Annotated in this window: 16 protein-coding genes and 1 pseudogene; 9 read left to right on the top strand and 8 right to left on the bottom strand. The window is 49.4% G+C overall.

From position 1 onward, the window contains the following. Positions 1-158 precede the first annotated feature (158 nt). On the top strand, positions 159-404 hold the full coding sequence (locus tag DTHIO_RS03950) for a hypothetical protein (RefSeq protein ID WP_008869061.1): 246 nt from the start codon (positions 159-161) through the stop codon (positions 402-404). A gap of 441 nt (positions 405-845) precedes the next feature. After that, the gene (locus DTHIO_RS03945; RefSeq protein WP_008869060.1) at positions 846-1,619 is read left to right on the top strand and encodes a sulfite exporter TauE/SafE family protein; all 774 of its coding nucleotides are present in this window, start codon (positions 846-848) and stop codon (positions 1,617-1,619) included. A 432-nt stretch (positions 1,620-2,051) separates the two neighbouring features. Here DTHIO_RS03945 and DTHIO_RS20330 read toward each other — a convergent pair whose 3' ends face one another. Further along, positions 2,052-2,363 carry a HigA family addiction module antitoxin gene (locus tag DTHIO_RS20330; RefSeq protein WP_008869059.1) on the bottom strand — a complete coding sequence of 104 codons (312 nt, stop codon included), beginning with the start codon at positions 2,361-2,363 and terminating at the stop codon, positions 2,052-2,054. A gap of 12 nt (positions 2,364-2,375) precedes the next feature. Beyond that, positions 2,376-2,654 (bottom strand): type II toxin-antitoxin system RelE/ParE family toxin, encoded by a 279-nt coding sequence (locus DTHIO_RS03940; protein ID WP_008869058.1) that lies wholly within the window; start codon positions 2,652-2,654, stop codon positions 2,376-2,378. A gap of 468 nt (positions 2,655-3,122) precedes the next feature. On the opposite strand from DTHIO_RS03940, the gene DTHIO_RS03935 reads away from it, so the two are divergent. Beyond that, a complete protein-coding gene (locus tag DTHIO_RS03935; RefSeq protein WP_008869057.1) occupies positions 3,123-3,557 on the top strand; it encodes a GGDEF domain-containing protein in 435 nt (144 codons plus the stop codon). A 26-nt stretch (positions 3,558-3,583) separates the two neighbouring features. On the opposite strand, the gene DTHIO_RS03930 is transcribed toward DTHIO_RS03935, so the two are convergent. Next, the gene (locus DTHIO_RS03930; RefSeq protein WP_008869056.1) at positions 3,584-3,814 is read right to left on the bottom strand and encodes a ribbon-helix-helix domain-containing protein; all 231 of its coding nucleotides are present in this window, start codon (positions 3,812-3,814) and stop codon (positions 3,584-3,586) included. 249 nt (positions 3,815-4,063) lie between these two features. Here DTHIO_RS03930 and DTHIO_RS03925 point away from each other — a divergent pair, with 249 nt between their 5' ends. The 4 genes and pseudogenes from DTHIO_RS03925 to DTHIO_RS03915 all read left to right on the top strand — a co-directional run bounded on the left by DTHIO_RS03925 (position 4,064) and on the right by DTHIO_RS03915 (position 6,613). Then, positions 4,064-4,339, top strand: a complete 276-nt coding sequence (locus DTHIO_RS03925) for an AAA family ATPase (protein ID WP_144311435.1) — start codon at positions 4,064-4,066, stop codon at positions 4,337-4,339. A gap of 291 nt (positions 4,340-4,630) precedes the next feature. After that, positions 4,631-4,822 (top strand): annotated as a pseudogene (locus tag DTHIO_RS22880) (ATP-binding protein); the annotation flags it as partial. Between the two features lie 36 nt (positions 4,823-4,858). Further along, positions 4,859-5,659: an ATP-binding protein gene (locus DTHIO_RS03920; protein ID WP_144311434.1), complete on the top strand. Its 801-nt coding sequence runs from the start codon at positions 4,859-4,861 to the stop codon at positions 5,657-5,659. Positions 5,660-5,836: 177 nt separating this feature from the next. Further along, complete coding sequence (locus tag DTHIO_RS03915; RefSeq protein WP_008869052.1) at positions 5,837-6,613, top strand: TIGR04282 family arsenosugar biosynthesis glycosyltransferase; 777 nt, start codon at positions 5,837-5,839, stop codon at positions 6,611-6,613. Between the two features lie 254 nt (positions 6,614-6,867). On the opposite strand, the gene DTHIO_RS03910 is transcribed toward DTHIO_RS03915, so the two are convergent. Genes DTHIO_RS03910 through DTHIO_RS03900 form a run of 3 tightly spaced genes read right to left on the bottom strand, consistent with a single transcriptional unit; the run spans position 6,868 to position 10,998 of the window. Next, positions 6,868-8,919, bottom strand: a complete 2,052-nt coding sequence (locus DTHIO_RS03910) for a DUF1365 family protein (protein ID WP_008869051.1) — start codon at positions 8,917-8,919, stop codon at positions 6,868-6,870. Then, positions 8,916-10,202: an NAD(P)/FAD-dependent oxidoreductase gene (locus DTHIO_RS03905; protein WP_008869050.1), complete on the bottom strand. Its 1,287-nt coding sequence runs from the start codon at positions 10,200-10,202 to the stop codon at positions 8,916-8,918. Before DTHIO_RS03905 ends, DTHIO_RS03910 begins: the two co-directional genes overlap by 4 nt. Next, positions 10,189-10,998 (bottom strand): DUF1295 domain-containing protein, encoded by an 810-nt coding sequence (locus tag DTHIO_RS03900; RefSeq protein WP_040417939.1) that lies wholly within the window; start codon positions 10,996-10,998, stop codon positions 10,189-10,191. The genes DTHIO_RS03905 and DTHIO_RS03900 overlap by 14 nt, the downstream gene beginning before the upstream one ends. 112 nt (positions 10,999-11,110) lie before the next feature. Here DTHIO_RS03900 and DTHIO_RS03895 point away from each other — a divergent pair, with 112 nt between their 5' ends. After that, complete coding sequence (locus tag DTHIO_RS03895) at positions 11,111-12,133, top strand: prenyltransferase (protein WP_161598630.1); 1,023 nt, start codon at positions 11,111-11,113, stop codon at positions 12,131-12,133. On the opposite strand, the gene DTHIO_RS03890 is transcribed toward DTHIO_RS03895, so the two are convergent. Continuing rightward, a complete protein-coding gene (locus tag DTHIO_RS03890; protein WP_008869047.1) occupies positions 12,130-12,537 on the bottom strand; it encodes a DUF2177 family protein in 408 nt (135 codons plus the stop codon). The two genes, DTHIO_RS03895 and DTHIO_RS03890, sit on opposite strands and share 4 nt — an antisense overlap. Before the next feature lie 938 nt (positions 12,538-13,475). Between DTHIO_RS03890 and DTHIO_RS03885 the strand changes: the two genes are divergently transcribed. Then, positions 13,476-13,916 (top strand): universal stress protein, encoded by a 441-nt coding sequence (locus tag DTHIO_RS03885; protein ID WP_008869045.1) that lies wholly within the window; start codon positions 13,476-13,478, stop codon positions 13,914-13,916. A gap of 348 nt (positions 13,917-14,264) precedes the next feature. On the opposite strand, the gene DTHIO_RS03880 is transcribed toward DTHIO_RS03885, so the two are convergent. Then, positions 14,265-15,125 (bottom strand): hypothetical protein, encoded by an 861-nt coding sequence (locus DTHIO_RS03880; RefSeq protein WP_008869044.1) that lies wholly within the window; start codon positions 15,123-15,125, stop codon positions 14,265-14,267. Between the last annotated feature and the right edge of the window lie 1,317 nt (positions 15,126-16,442).

Genomic DNA, 16,442 nt, shown 5'->3' with positions numbered 1-16,442 from the left:
TGCAACCATCAGCGGAAATTGACTTTCAGATCAGCATCTCGCTTCTGAACCCGGCAAAAGCAATTATTGTGTTGAGCAGCTGAAAAAAACATAGGCAAGCTTGCGGGGCAACCCCTCCTGGAGTTATTGAGCCTGCAGGCAAAACGTGGAGGAAGAAAATGTCTAATCCAATCCAGTGCCCAGGCAGCAGTACCCGCAACCTGGAGGTGGACCTGATATCTTGTCAGGATTGCGGCCATGAAGTAGAGATGTTCTCCGACGAAACTAAAAGAAGATGCCCCAGATGCAAAAAGATGGTTTTCAGGGACCGTATGCCCTCCTGCGTGGACTGGTGCCCTTCGGCCAAAGAATGTGTGTGTGAAGAACGCTGGCAGGCCATGCATGCTGGAAAACAGAAAACATAAGCCCTTTGTAACCCTTCAGGGTATGCCAATTTGCCTGTCTGCCACGCGGGTAATGCCCCCGCACATATCCTTAAAACTATTTGCTACCTGCGCACACAAAGCCTGAAGAAACTCTAACGAATACATCAAGGCTGCGTTTAAAGATATGGGCGGGGCATGCTTCTGGGGATCTTTATTCTTCCAAACCCTGTGTGCGGAGTACCTGTGTGAAGCCTGAAGGCTTCCCGTGCCTAAGAAGATTTTTTTGGCACCCCAGTTGAATGCCCTGCGGGCTAGCTCTTTGAGCTATTCAACGGGGCAGGCTGGCAACTTCGTTGCACGCGGGCGGCTCTGCCATTCACGGCTGGAGAGTACGCCTCAAGTCTATTCTCGGTAGCGATTGCTGGCTCCCCCTGAATGATTACAGCCCTTTTATCTGGTAAACAGACAGGAAGTGCTGCTTTGGATTATCTGCTTATCTGTATTGTGGCCATGGGTGTTTCCGGACTCACCCTTTTTTCCGGATTCGGCCTGGGCACCCTTCTTTTACCGGCCTTTGTCCTGTTTTTTCCTGTTCAGGCTGCTGTAGCCATGACTGCAGTGGTGCACCTGGCCAACAATCTTTTCAAGCTTTTTCTCATAGGCAACAAAGCAGATAGCGCAACACTGCTGCGCTTTGGGCTGCCGGCCCTGGCAGCGGGTTTTGCCGGGGCCTGGCTTCTTCTGTCTCTGGCGGACCTGGAGCCGGTTTATAGTTATGAGCTTTGGGGAAGGCACATGGAGGTTTACCCGGTAAACCTGGTCATTGGACTCCTGATGGGGTTTTTTGCCATGCTGGAGCTATACTCACCCCTGAACCGGCTGCAGATATCTCCTGTATATCTGCCCCTGGGAGGAGTGCTCAGTGGATTTTTCGGGGGCCTTTCCGGACACCAGGGGGCTTTTCGCAGTGCTTTTCTGCTCAAATCCGGACTGGACAAAGAGGCCTTTGTGGGAACCGGTGTGGTTATCGCGGTGCTTGTGGATGTTTCCAGGATCACCGTTTATTCCGGTATGGTGCACAGTCCCGAAATCCGTGAAAACCTGCCTCTTATTGCTGCGGCCATGCTGGCAGCCTTTGCCGGAGCCTTTATCGGGCGCAGAGTATTGTCCAAAATCACCTTCAGGACAGTACAGCTTATTGTAGGCATTATGCTCATGCTTGTTTCCATCCTGCTCATCCTGGGTGTAGTTTAATCGTAACCATTCAGAGGGTCCTCGGTGTTGATTATTGCAGGCAACGTACATGCTCTGAGAGAGTTTTAAGCCGCCATAACAAACAAGTTTTTTTCCACCGGTCTTCAGAATAATTGGGAAGGACAACCTAAGAAAATACCCGTTGACTTGGGTAGCAGTCATTAGAGACTTATTTCTGAAACCCTGTCAGGAAAAACAAGAAAATATTGAACCGCAAAGCCGCAAAGTACGTAAAGTTTAAGAGGCGAAGCAGAGGTATTGTCCAAAACCGGGACACGGTTTTGGACAAGGCTGCCTTTTCATTTGTCACGAGAAACGAGTGACAAATGAAAAAAAATTATCCTGTCTTCCTTGGCGATCTTTACGCCTTTGCGTGAGAAAAAATGGGTTGCGGGCAAAGCCCGCCTTAGAGTGAGGCAACCATCATAATTTTCAGACAGAATTCAGGGCTTGTGATGTCAAGGGGCGTACATCCTTCCAGGCGCTGGAAAGATGTTCTGCATGCCAAAGATCGTAGCTATTCTGGAGGTTGAGCCACAACCTTGGTGTCGTGTTGAGGGCTCGTGAGAGCCTTAGGGCCATGTCAGGAGTCACTGAACCTCGCCCATTCAATATCTTTGACAAGGTTTTTCTGGATACACCCAGCGTTTCAGACATGCCGGTTATAGAAATGTTCAGTGGTTCCAGATAATCTTTCTTCAGAATATATCCGGGATGAGATGGCTGTCTTTTCATTGTCGTCATAATAGTCACCTTTTAATGATAATCATCATAGTCAACGACATAAGCATCGCCCTCTATGAATTTAAAGAATATTCTCCAATTTCCCGAGACCCGGACGGAATACTGTCCCTTGAGTTTTCCTGAAAGCTTATGCAGGTTAGACCCTGGGAAGTTCATATCAATTATGTCATTTGCAGCGTTCAGTCGATCCAGGATTCTGGATATTTTGTCTGCATGCTCGGGGCTAATGCCTCTTGTTGATCCATAATAATAAAAAACTTCAAGTCCCTTGTGCTTAAAGGATTTAATCATACAGGACTATGTAACCGCACTGGTTACATGTGTCAACCTTTGAAGTCATTAGAGGTCAGGAGCAAATGACATGACCGATGTAAGTGGCACACGAATTGATCGATTCAAACTTTCTTTTGTCAGCCTTTAAAATTATTGAACCGGACTGCCGGGGCATAGCCGGGGGTCTTTTAATAAAGTAACGTAAATAACTTCGGACTAACGCGGACTTTGTCCTCAACGACATCATCCCCGTTCACAAAGAGGATGTCATCCTCTATGGACTCGAGCAATTTTTTCAAAAGGACTGTCTTTCCGGCTTGGCGGGGCTTAGACGACCACGACTTTGCCCGGTCTGTCCGCATATGTGAAATTGGACAGCTGTCTTTGTGCTATATACATGATGACTCTGATTGATAAAGTATGGATGAATATGCTGACTGAAATAGTGATAATTCAGTCAGTTTGTCAGCCTTTTTTTGGTGAATTATGTCAGACGCGAGGCCAGACCCTGACAAGGGGTGTTTTTCCCTGGCCATCGTCGATATCGACAATTCTAAGCAGATCAACGATACCTATGGACACTACTGCGGGGACCAGGTGCTGGTGTCCTTCGCCCAGGTGCTGCAGGATAATGTGCGGGAGACTGATGCGGTGGGCCGTTGGGGTGGAGAGGAATTTATCCTGCTGCTGCCCGAAACCGGGCTTGAAGCCGCTGCTACAGCCTGCGAAAAAATCCGCGGGATCATGGCCCGATCCTCGGTCTGTTACCAGGACTGTCAGATCATGGTCACCGCTACTTTCGGCGTGTCTCAGTACCAGGTTGAAGGAGGAATCGAAGAAACCCTCAGGTATGCGGATGAGGCTATGTACCGGGGCAAGCAGGCCGGCCGGGACCGGGTGGTGATGGCGGAAGACCGATGAATCGGATGGTCATTGTTCGACATTCACTAATCTACCCAGACCTGTTCCTCTTCCCAACCCGGAAATTCCTCAGAGTTTACCGGGTGCTTTTCATAGCCCTGTCTGTGCTTTTGTTCCAGAAGTTCACGTTTATATCGATCCAGGGCTTCCTGCAGGGCTTTCCTGGTGAAGGCGGAGCGACTTGTCCGGAGTTGTTGGGTTATCTGGTCCACTTCCTGGACCAGTTCTTTATCTATGGTTATTTGAACTGTCTTCATATTCCATCCCTATGTTAAATATGGATAGTAATAGCTATATAATCCCCTATCTCAACCCTTGTCAAACATATTTTAATACAAGCAAGAGAGACTTCCTGTTTAGACTTCAGGATCTGGCCCATATTCCCGAACGGGATGTCACCACCACCAAGTGTAAGATTCCAAGTTTATTGCCTACTCCGCGCGAGGTGTTCCTTTGCTTTATAGCTTACCTTTCTTGACGCTTGCTCCGGAATAGTCTAAATTTTTTTGGAATATAAATCCAAAAAAGGAAAAGTAAGGATGTATAGAAAACGCAAAATCTTTGCCAGCTTAGAAGAACAGACTAAAAACAGAAAAATCACGCTGCTTATTGGAGCCAGGCAGGTTGGAAAGACAACCTTGCTACGGGAAGTTTACAATAGGCTGCCCCAGGATTGCCCCAAGCTGTTTTTAGACCTTGATGAGTACTCCAACTATGAAAAAGTGAGTACTTATGAAAATTGTTTAAATGTTCTAACCCGGGCTTTGCCCGCAACCCAATAAAGAAAAGAGCTATTTGACAGGATTAACAGGATTAAGAGATGGATAAAGAAAAAAATTATTTTGTCCTGGCCGGAAGCCAGGCCAAAAGGTTATCACTCCAGCACTCACTTTTTTCCGGCTCTCATGAATCCCAGAAGAAAGTGAGTGCTGGATGGTTAATGCAATCTGAGGCTTCCGGCCGCTGATTGCTTATCCTGTCATCCTGTTAATCCTGTCTAAGTTTCTTGTTTTTTATGACAGGATATCTAGAGTAAGTCACTAAAATTTAACGGTTATCAATCCAAGCACAACCAGCGTTTTTATCTTTTTCTTGATGAATTTCAAAGGTACTCGGATATAAGCCTGATTCTTAAAAATCTTGCAGATCATAATCCAGATGTAAAGGTATTTGCTTCTGGTTCATCTTCGCTGGCTATCAACGAGCGTGTTCAGGAAAGCCTTGCCGGGCGTAAGCGAATTGTCAAAGTATATCCTTTGTCCTTTGCGGAATACCTTGAATTTACTGATCAAATTGACCTGATGGAAAAAATCAGCAATATTTCAGGGGTGAAAAGTAAGAATCTGAAAACTTTGATTCCTGAGATATTTACTGAATTTGAAAAGTTCATGATCTATGGCGGCTACCCAGAAGTCGCTCAGGTTCAGGATCAGGAAAAAAAGGAAGCTCTTGCTTCAATTTTTGATCTTTATGTAAAAAAGGATCTGGTGGATTTTTTAGCCTGGGAGCGCATCAAACACGCCAAAACACTAATTCAGCATCTGGCTGTAAATCACGGCCAGGAAATTTTTTACAGTCAACTGGCTCAAGTGGCCTCGATAAGCGAAAAGACTGCCAAGAACTATCTGGAAATCCTGCGGGAAACCTTTGTCATTACAGTGCATACAGCATTTTTTACCAATCGCAACAAGGAGCTGGTCAAAACACCCAAGATTTATTTTTCAGACAATGGGGTAAGAAATTTTTTCCTGAATAACTTCAACCCGCCAGAAATGCGGCCGGACAGCTCCTTTTTATTCGAGGGGGTGATAATATCCGAGCTGATAAAAAATGGATTCGACCCGGAGAGGCTGAAATTCTGGCGAACAAAAAACCAACAGGAAGTTGATTTAATTCTGAACTGCGACCGCGGTCCTGTTCCTGTAGAAATCAAGTATAAAAGTCGGCTTAAAGAATCTGATTTTCAGGGGCTCTTCAAGTTCAGAGAAAGTTACTCTCAAAGCCAGGGGCTTTACCTTGTCAATCCTTACAATAATTATTCAGCAAAAGATGTTTGCCTTTTATCACCATTTGAGCTGGATATCCTGAATGAGTTTGCTTGAGGAATTTGTAACTCTTTACATTGCAGCAGGACCGTAAAAAATACTACTTTTTAACCACGGCTGGTCACAAAGCTGTCCAGTCCCTGGAGTATATTGCCAAAACCCTTTGATTTGTCTCCAGGAATTGTTTCCATGCGCACAGGCTTTTTAATTGGCAAAACATAGGCGGACTTGAATATGCATTCCAGCAGGGCCTGCCTGGCCCTTATGCTTAAATACCCTTCTCCGGGGCGGGTCAAGACCAGGCTGGGCAAAGATATCGGCCAGGTCAATGCTGCTTTGCTCTACCGCTCTTTTGTGCAGACAACCCTTGCCACGTGCAGGACACTGTCCTGGCCCATTCTGCTCTTTTGTCACCCAGACAGTACACTTGATAAGTACCGGGCATGGCTGGGTGAAGAAAATGACTATTTTATCCAGGGGCCTGGAAATATCGGCGATAAAATGCGGGCTGCCTTTGAGCAGTCCTTTGAACTGGGTTTTGACCGGGTAGTACTTGCCGGCACTGATGTGCCCCAAATGTTTCGGGAGACTCTACAGCAGGCTCAAAAAGGTCTTGAGAGCTGCAAAGCTGTGCTTGGTCCGGCTCTGGACGGCGGATATTATCTCCTGGGTCTGCACAGGGATGTTTTTTTCCCGGGTGTGTTCAGCGATGTTCCCTGGAGTACCTCCCGGGTGCTGGAGACCACCCTGAACAGGCTGAAGGATCTGGGGCTGAATCCGCACATTCTGCCTGAATTAAGAGACGTGGATACCCTGGAAGATTTCAGGGCACTGTTTCGGAGTCAGCAGGGAGTTGAACCCAATAGTTATCTCTCCTGGGATCAGGCTGTCCAGGCTTATCTGGCCTGTATGGATTGTAGTCAGGCCGATTCCCGGGAGTTTGAAGCTGTAGAGGACAGGAAGAAAGTAGTCCTTCAGGGGAGCAGGAAGCATGCAAAGCATCCTGAGTGACAGGCAGGCAAACCCTTCCAGGACTTATTCTTAAAAACTGTGTGTGCGGAGCACCCGTGTGAAGCTGAAGGCTTCCCGTGCCGGAGAAGATTTTTTTGGCACGGGCAACTTCGTTGCTCACCCCGGTGAAACCCGCTACGCGGAGACAAAAGTCTGTTTCACGGGGCGAGCGGGCGGCTTTGCCGCTCACGGTATTATGGTGAATCTTCACCAGTACGGAAGCAAAGCTGTCTGCATCAATTTTTCCTGGTTTATCACCGCATTCTCCCGGGTGAGTACCTGGGCCGGTCCAGGACGATCTGCAGATCGCGGATATGGCGCTGCTCAAATGATGCCTCGCACATGCAGAAGTAATATTCCCATGTTCTGCGGAAATCTTCATCAAAGCACTGGGACAGGCTCTTGATTTCCTGCCAGTTCTGCAGGAACTTTTCCCTCCATGCAGCCAGGGTGGGTGCATAGTGAGGACCTATATCCGTAACCTGGGCTATAACCAGGGTGGTGTGCCGGGCCAGGACGCTGCTTATCCTGTCCAGGGACGGCAGCAGTCCCCCGGGAAAGATATAGGTGCTTATCCAGTCCTGGGTTTTACGGTAGGTGTTATAGCGCTGATCCGGGATGGTAATGCTCTGAATGCAGGCTTTTGCCCCGGGTCTTAGCAGGCGGTCCACGCTTTGGAAGAAGCGGGGATGGTATTTGTGCCCCACAGCCTCCAGCATTTCAATGGATACCAGGGCGTCAAAGCGCCCTTGTATATGGCGGTAATCCTCCATGGCTACTTCTATTCTGTCCTGCAGTCCCTGGTTGATAACCTGTTGCTGCACATAATTGTACTGTTCCCTGGATATGGTCACTGCCTTTACCTGGCAGTCGAATTCACGGGCGGCAAAGAGGGCGAATCCACCCCAGCCGCACCCGATCTCCACGATACTCTGTCCCGGCTTGATGCCGGCTGCCCGGGCCACCATGGAGTACTTACGCTCCTGGGCCTGCTGCAGTCGGCTCTGGGAAACTGGTTGACCTGTTTGCCGCAGTTCCTGCAGGTTTTCGAATACAGCGCAGGAATAGGTCATGCCCGGGTCCAGAAAACCGGCAAAAAAATCGTTGGACAGGTCGTAGTGGGCCTGGATATTTTGTCTGCATCCCCGGGGGTCATTGTCAGGAATCATCTTTCTGGCCGGCACCAGCATTTTGTGCAGCATCCTCCCGGCGGCCCCCCAGTTCTCCATGTAGGACAGGTGGCCCATGTTCATAATGAGCAGTTCCATGAGCCTGGTGAGGTTGTCGGTATCCCACATGCCCATGGTATAGGCTTCACCAAGGCCGACGTCCTCGCCTTTGATGACTTTCCGGAAAAATCGGGGGTCATGAATGTTCATGCGGCACGAGGGACCTGGCTCAACCTCTCCGAATACGTGCACAGTTTTGTCTGGCATCTGGATTTCAAGGCGTCCCTTGCGGAATTTTTTCAGGTTCGCCAGCACAAGTCTCCTGGCAATAAGGTCTAAAATGGTTGATTTTTGCTGCATGGTCCTGATGGTCAGGGGGTTTTCCGGCTCTGGCCTGGTGAATACAGGCAGGCCTTTGCCGTAATAAAGGCTGACGGCCTGGCGCAGGATGCGGGGATAGGTCATGTTGGAAGCCAGGGGATGAAATATCCAGGTGCTTAAAAGATTGCCGTCGGTCAGTTCCCCTGGCCGGGCCGCCTGCCACATCCTGGCCTCCAGGGCAGGCCGGTGATTTTTTTCAAGGGTGATGGCTATATCTATTTCTTTGCGGACATCACTGAAGCTGAACAGGTACTGCCCCGAGATGTCGAAAAAAGGCGATACATGAAATTTTTTCGGTGTCTTGAATTGTACCGGAAACCCCGGGGACCGGCCTGATTTCTCCAGGATGTATACATGTTTGTCTCCGAATGTGTTGTTGACCTCCGCTAATGTTAACTGCAGTTTCCCTGCCGGGCTGAAGATAAAGTAAAAGCTCACCGGATTGAAAACCCGTCCGAAGATCCTGGGGCAGGTGAGAAGCAGAACCCTGGAGTCTTGATCCAGGGTCATGAACTTATATGACTGAAGAAGGTTTCCAAGTTTGTCCCGGATGCTTTCTGGGCCGGGGGTGAGGTAGTCCTTCTGGAATATACAGGCCGGTCTGTAGCGGTTGAACCCGAAAAGTCTTGTATTTTCGTCTAATCTCTTGAGTTCGTCCAGGTCCAGCAGCAGGACCATAAACCTGTATTCAAACCGGTGGCTCTTGTGCCCAAACCTTTCATGGGAAATGCTTACAGGCACAACCCTGGAGTTCATACTTCGGCTCCCAGCAGTTCAGCCACCCGCATCCCGGACGCGGCAGCATCTTCGTGGAAACCGTTACCATGGTAGCTGCCGCAAAAATAGGTGCCCCGCACACCCTGCAGCTGGCCAAAACGGGCCTGGGCATCTAAGGCGTCCCGGGTAAACTGGGGGTGCATCATTTTAAGGTGCCTGGATGTTTTTTCAGCTGGCACCGGCCGGCGGGGGTTCAGAGTGACCACGTGGTTTTTCTGGGCCTGGAAGCGCTGCAGCCTGTTCATCCAGTAATGCACATTCACCCTTTCCTGGGTGTCTCCGGAGTGGGAAATGACGTTCCAGCAGGCCCAGGCCCTGGTATTGTGGGGCAAAAAAGAGTCGTCCGTGTGCATGAATACGTCATTTGCAGCGTATCTCCAGGGACTCAGGCATGCTGTTTCTCCAGGGTCCGGGTCCTGGAGAAGCTGCAGTGCAGTGTCTGCGTGACAGGCCAGGACAAGTGCATCATACTCCATTTTTTGCCCCTGCACCTGCAGCACCGGACCTGTGCTTTCCCGGAATACAGCCTGTACGGGCGAGGAGGTGTAAATGGAGCCGGTAAAGGATTTTTCAAAGGCCTGGACATAAGTGTGACTGCCCCCGGGGATATATCGCCATACAGGTCCCCCGCTGAAGCTGAGCAGGCCGTGATTGAAAAAGAACTGCGCGAAGCGTTCCAGGGGAAATTCCTCGGGGCCGCTGCTCTCGGCGGACCAGATGGCCCGGACCATGGGGGCCAGGTAGCGGCTCATAAGGATTTCTGGGTATCTGTTGTCGCGGACATATCCGCCCAGGGTGCCCCCTGTGAGCTTTCCTTCCTGCAGGTCCCTGGTGACATTTCTGCAGAAACTGCGTATTGCAAAAAGCATCCTCCAGAAACGGGGGTCAATGATATTGGCCCTGCGGGCAAAAAGACCGGACAGTGTGCTGCCGCTGTAGGCGAACCCTGTATGGGATTCACTGTAGGAAAAGGACATGTCCGTGGGTGCGGATTGTACCTGCAGGTCCTGCAGAAAGCGGATAAAGCGGGGGTAATTGGTATCGTTGAAGACGATAAAGCCCATATCTACCGGGATCTTTTGCTCATCACCGTCCGGGGCCATGACCGTCTGCACGTGGCCTCCCAGGATCTGCTCAGCCTCGAAGAGGTCCACCCTGTGCCTGCGGCCCAGGTAATAGGATGCCGCCATGCCGGCTGCTCCGCCCCCGATTACGGCGATTTTGAGGCTGCCTGCACCGGAAAGTTGGTTATGGCTGTTCATGATCTCCTGCTTCTTTATTTTTAAGGGGAAACCAGGGCACGAATGCACTGACTCTTTTCTTGTAGTTTTCGTATTCCGGGCGTCTTGAACCCATGTCCTTCTCCAGCATGGCCACCCCTGAAACTCTGACCAGGAGGAAGGTTATGAGTAAGGGGCTGATAATGGTCATCCATCCTCCAGGTACCGAAAGGGCTATACAGAATATGCCCCACCAGACCAGGCACTCCCCGAAATAGTTGGGGTGGCGGGTCCATCCCCAGAGTCCCCTGTCCATGACCCTGCCCCTGTTGGAGGGATCCTTTTTGAACTGTGACATCTGGTAATCACCCACAACTTCGAACAGCATGCCCAGGGCCCAGATGAAAATTCCCAGAAAGTCCAGCCAGACAAGTTCACCGGGGCGTGGGGACGCCTGGGCCACCTGGGGAGCCAGGGCGATAATCCACAACAAGCTCCCCTGCAGCATGAACACCTTGAACAGGCTTATCCACCGGAAACTTTCTCCGTGGTAATCCCGCATGGCCTGGTATCGCCTGTCTTCAGGCTGTCCCCAGTTACGCCGGGTAATATGTAAAATGAGTCGAATCCCCCAGATGCTGATGAGCAGGGCCACAAGGAGACTCCTGAAAGTTTCCGGCCCCATGAACCAGGTCAGCCAGGCAATGAGCACAAAGCCCGCCCCCCAGAAGGAATCAGCCACACAGGCCTTGTCCCGGGCGAGGGATAAGATCCAGGCCGCCAGCATAAGCAGCATGACAGCCGCCAGGTTGAGCAGAATAATGGTGTGTAAAGGCATGGTGTTCAAGTCAGTACAGGTGTTTATACGAATATTAAAATTGTTATACATTGCTTTGATTGTCAAGAAATGTGTTCCAGGTTTTGAAAACTCAAAAAAAGACTGGACCGTTTTGCTTGATTATGCAGCCGGCACCACCTACAATATCGGAATGATATCTATAATCAAAAGGTTTTTTCCGGAATCTTCATTTAAGCATGTCAAAGAAGGGCAGGCAGGCTGTTTTAATTTTTCAAGAAACAGTACATGGTCCGCATGGTTTCAGGCGGCCAGGATGCCTTCACAGGTGTACATTTTTCTGCCCCTGCTCATGGGGCAGGCTATGGCTTTCACCCAGGGGGCTTTTTCCTGGTCGGTTTTTTTGTTCTGCCACCTGTACGGATTGGCCATGCAGCTTTTTATTGTCTTTGCCAATGATGTCGCTGATGAGGATACAGACAGGCTTAATTCGACATATACAATTTTTTCCGGGGGTTCCAGGGTCCTGGCAGATGATTGCCTGTCTTCCAGAAGCCTTTTTTCTGCAGCTGGTGTTAGCGCCCTGCTTTGTCTACTTGCAGGGGTGTTGCTTGCATGGTTTTCGTCAGGGTGGGGACCGCTGCTTCTGGTTCTTCTAGGCCTGGTTCTTTTATGGGCCTACAGTTTCAAACCCTTTCGCCTTTCTTACCGTGGAGGGGGAGAATTGCTGCAGATGCTTGGAGTAGGCGGGGTGCTGCCCATGCTCGGATATCTGGCGCAGCATGGAAGCCTGAGCGGGATCTACTGGCCTTACATGGGATTGATGCTTCTTCTGGCACTGTCCTGTGCCATGAGCACCTCTCTTCCAGATGAGCCTTCGGATCGACTGAGCCTGAAAAAAAGCAGTTCAGTCCTTTTGGGGGGACGGCTCAATCAGAGGCTTATTCTGGCCCTTAATGCCGGTGCTTTTTTTCTTCTTGCCCTGTTTATGCTTCACGGTCTTGGCTACACTGGCATGTATCTGATTGCCTTGCTCTGCCTGGGTTTGTGGTTTTCAGGAGTCTTGCTGCTGGATCAAAAGCCGGGCAGCCTGGGACTTTCGGTTTTTGTGGCTTCCAGTGTGAGTTTCAGTCTGTTGCCCATGGCCGGGGTGTCCATGGCCCTGTTTATAAGTTAACTTATCCATCCAGCGGCCTTGAAGCTCAGTGCAGCGACAACAGCGCACAAAACAGCCCCCCAGGCTATGTCCACCACGACAACCCTGAGGGGCCAGCCTTTTATCAGGGCCATGTTGGTCAGGTCGTAGGTGGCATAGGTAAAGAATCCGAAAAGCCCTCCCCAGATCAGGGCGGTTGCCAGGGAGTCCCTCTCCAGGGCCGGGATCACGGCAAAGAAAATGATGCCCGCTATGTAGATGAGGTAAAAGGTAATAGCCGCAGCCCAGTTGACCTCCGGACTGAGAATGAATCCCAGGTGTTTCTGGTAAAAATTTCTGGCCACCAGGCCAAGCCAGATCAGGTCTACAGCAAAAAAGAAAGGTACAGTTATCAGGTAGAGCTTGATATAAAAATAAAGGTTCATAGAGTATTTCCCCGGAGGTCAATAACCCTGCAGCGAAACTTATTTATTGAGATACCATAGTGTATTTTATAAGTTTCGCTTTAGCGATAATAAGGATCATTGTTTTGTTAATAGCGGATGAGACAGAGTTTTCAAGAGGTTACACTTATTCAGCCGGACCGGCTGGCTTGTCTCCAGCTCAGCACCCGGGTTCTCCGTGATTGCCGCAGCAGGACTGTAATTTTCTGATTTTCAGCAGGTTATTGCGAAAGTAGAGGCCGGCCTTCCGGGATAAGGGCATGGGTTTTTTCAAGTTGTCCAGAAAGTCTTTCAAGTCGGGTTTTTTATTTGAGCACATGGTAACTGTTCATCCTTTCAGATTTTTTAAAGGTTGTCAGGCTTTGCTTTGTCCTTAAGCATCAGATTTTTTTAAATCCGGGAAGCTTGCCAAGGCCTCCAGGTTACTGTATTTTGACGCAAGTCACAACAATAGATTTCCGGCCTGCTCAGTGACCACACTTTCCATCGCGGTATTCTGCCCCCTTTCCTCAACCTGACTATAAACAGAAGGCAGGAAAGTTCCGGTGCAGGCATATTTCTTGAGATTTTTTTAAAAAAGAAATCAGGAGAATACCAGCCCTTGCCGCAGCATAAAAGATGTTTATTGGTATTTTGATAGCAAATAAAATTATCTATCTGTTAAAGCAAACAAATACAACATTATTTTTTGATAGCAGATGAACAGATGCGCGTGAAAAAAGACTTTTTTACACGTTCTGCAATTTATTCAGCTTGGCCCGCGTAAAAGAAATATGTAAGGAAAAAACTGGAAAATCATGAGCTGTAAAGCTGTTTAAAAGGCTGATTTTTTTGGTTATGCATGTGCATCTGAAAAATATGGATAATTGTGCCGGTGGTATTGGTGTTTCGTGACATGAAACTCAAAACAGGAGGTAGTTATGGCTGAAATAAAGAAGATATTATGCGCTGTTGATTTTTCAGAAATGACCCCCAAAGTTGTTGAGTACGCAGACACTCTGGCCAAAAAAATGGACGCTGATGTTCACGTGATTTTTGTGGTCCAGCGTCTGGACCATTATGCCAGCTTTAATGTAGCCCCTCCCTCTCTTCAGGAGATTCACGGAGAAGTTCTGGGAGAAGCAGAAAAGAAGATTGATGCTCTTGTCCAGGAGCAATTCAGCACGGACAAGGTGACAGCAAAGGTGTTGAGCGGGCATGCAGATGAAGAGATTTTGAGGTATGCCAAGGATGAAAATGTAGACTTGATCGTAATGGGTACCCACGGGCGAAAGGGAGTGGACAGGTTGTTGTTCGGATCAATAGCTGAAAAAGTTGTTAAGACTTCACAAGTTCCAGTAATGACTATCAGGCCGCAGTAGTGAGGAGCAGTCACGACTGCCGAAAAAATTTATGAACCTGCGGTGACAGACTGTATAATCATCTGCCCTGGGATCTCAAACACGTAAGCATTCAGGGGGTACTCAGTTTTAGTCCCTGGCACCAGGCCTGGGGACTGTCCCCCGCTAAGCACTAACTGAGCAGGTTCACACAATTTCGCGTTTGTCAGGTTATTTTGTGCAGTAGAGGTGTCGCGGGGACTGTCCCCTGGCCGGTTCCCCTGGAACGTCGAGATGGTAAACTTTCAGGGGCATTCATTTTGTAGTTGCTTAAAGGCGCACTGCCCGGTATTGTACGGATGACCATGCCGGGCAGTGCATCCACAAGGTTCAGACCGAAGCTTTTCTGTCGCCACGGGCACGCATTTCCAGGGCGTAGGTTTTGACCAGGCGTATGTGGGGGTGCTTCCTGGACACGTGCCTCTCCACTTCAGGGGCAAAGGTATAGCCTATGAGTACAGGTATCAGCCTGCCCTCCAGCACAGTGGACAAACGTTCAAGCAGGGATGCGAAACGGTCTGCATCCTTTTTGCCGGGTTTGGCCTTGCATTCTCCCACCAGACAGGCGGTTTCTCCGTTCAAGCTTCCCCTGGCCAGAATATTAACCTCATCGTACCTGCCATCGGGGTAGATCACGTTTTTCCGATCCAGGGACTCCACTTCCAGGCCGAATTCCAGGCGGGCATATTCCGGGATATAGGGCATCAGGCGATCTTCCAGGCCGTAGCCTACTGAATCGGACAATCCTGCCACCTGGGTTTTCAACTCCCGGTGACTCATGGCCAGTTTTCGCACTTCAGCTTCAGTCTTGGCCTGGGCCTGGGCAAGTTCATCTATTCTGGCTTCGGTCTTGGCCTGGGCCTGAGCAAGCTCATCCACTCGTTGGACCAGAGAGTCCAGCCTGGCTTCGGTCCTGGCCTGGGCCTGAGCAAGCTCATCCACCCTCTGCACGAGTGAATCCAGCCTTGCTTCAGTCTTGGCTTGAGCCTGGGCAAGTTCATCTATTCTGGCTTCGGTCCTGGCCTGGGCCTGGGCAAGCTCGTGCACTGTCTGCCTGAGTTCCCTGAATTCGTCCTTGGTCACCCGTTCCTTGCTCTGTCGTTCAAATTCTTCCAGTATGGCAAAAAGTATATTGCGCAGATCAGGATCTACCTGGTCCAGTTGCCTTATAAGGCTTACGCTTATTTCCATACATCATCCTTTTAACTGTGTTGCCAGGGGACTGGCTTTGATGATTGAGAAAAGTTGTTAACCATGAAGCCTGAAGGCGCGAAGTTAACACAAGGTCTGGGGACTGTCCCCGCTAAGTGCTATCTTTGAAGGTTCACACAACTTAGGGATGTTCAAAATACCAATATACCGTTACTGTCAGTGACTTAACCGTTGAAAGCCTTTTACAAAAAACAAGAATCTTTAGACAGGATTAACCACGCTAAAGACGCGTGGCAGGCATAGATGGAGTGATTACCTTTTGGCCTGGCTTCCGGCCAGGACAAAAAAATTTTCTCTTAATCCATCTCTTAATCCTGTTCATCCTGTCAAAAAACTCTTCTCTTCATTGTTGCGGGCAAAGCATCACTATGGCGGTATATCAGTATTTTTCTAATCCCTTAGCGTTTGTCATAATTTAATTGTGCAGGAAAGGTGTCGCGGGGACTGTCCCCAGTCACGCCAGAGGCGTGATTGCGGCACCCTGAATGGTTACGGTTGAAGACAGTCTACAAAACAAGGTTAATATTACCTCGAACCAGTATTTATGTCCACCTGTTTTCTCTTCCCGCCGCTTTGCAAGTCAATAATTTACCTGCAAAAAGTCATTCTCCAGGTTTAAATGGTTACTATTTTTTGTGTATATTCATTGTGAATGAACCCGGTTTCTGCCGGCTTCCTTGGCCTGGTACAGGGCCTCGTCCGCCAGCTGCAGCAATTGCTCTTTGTTTTTCATGGGATTTTCTGCATTTAATGCTGCCAACGGCTTTTTCGGCATCAATAGTGACAAGCAAATCATCCTGGAAGAAATTTCTCACGCCCGGGCCGCCTCCGGCCCATAGGGCCTACGCCCCGGAGGGAAGCGGCTCTAGAGCCACGGAGCAAGGCAGGAGGAAGAGATAAATATTCATATCCCCCGAGCCGGGGTCTATGGATAAGTTGCTCCCCGCCCGGGGCGGAAGACTTTTTTTATTACCGCAACTCGCGGGAATGAAAAAAATCTCTTCTCCGCGACTCTGCCTGCCCGGTTAAATAGACCTGCAGTCTACGGCTACGCCGTATTTAACTGGGCAAGTCTTCGAGTTTACCCCGTTGAATTGCTCGTAGAGCAAGCCTGAAAGGTATTCAACTGGGGCGGGCGAGAGATAAAATAATATTCATTTGTGAGCAGTTAATCCACATCAAACGTCGAGGAACCATCTCAACATGTCCTTCATGGTTAGATGTTTTTCCTGGAAGAAGTACTTGTGCTGAACGTGAGTTGCTGGCAACCCCTGAATGCTTACGTACGGACCATGC

Origin of the sequence: Desulfonatronospira thiodismutans ASO3-1, from assembly GCF_000174435.1 — a bacterium.
GTDB lineage: Bacteria > Desulfobacterota > Desulfovibrionia > Desulfovibrionales > Desulfonatronovibrionaceae > Desulfonatronospira > Desulfonatronospira thiodismutans.
This window is presented reverse-complemented; position numbering and strand designations above follow the sequence as displayed.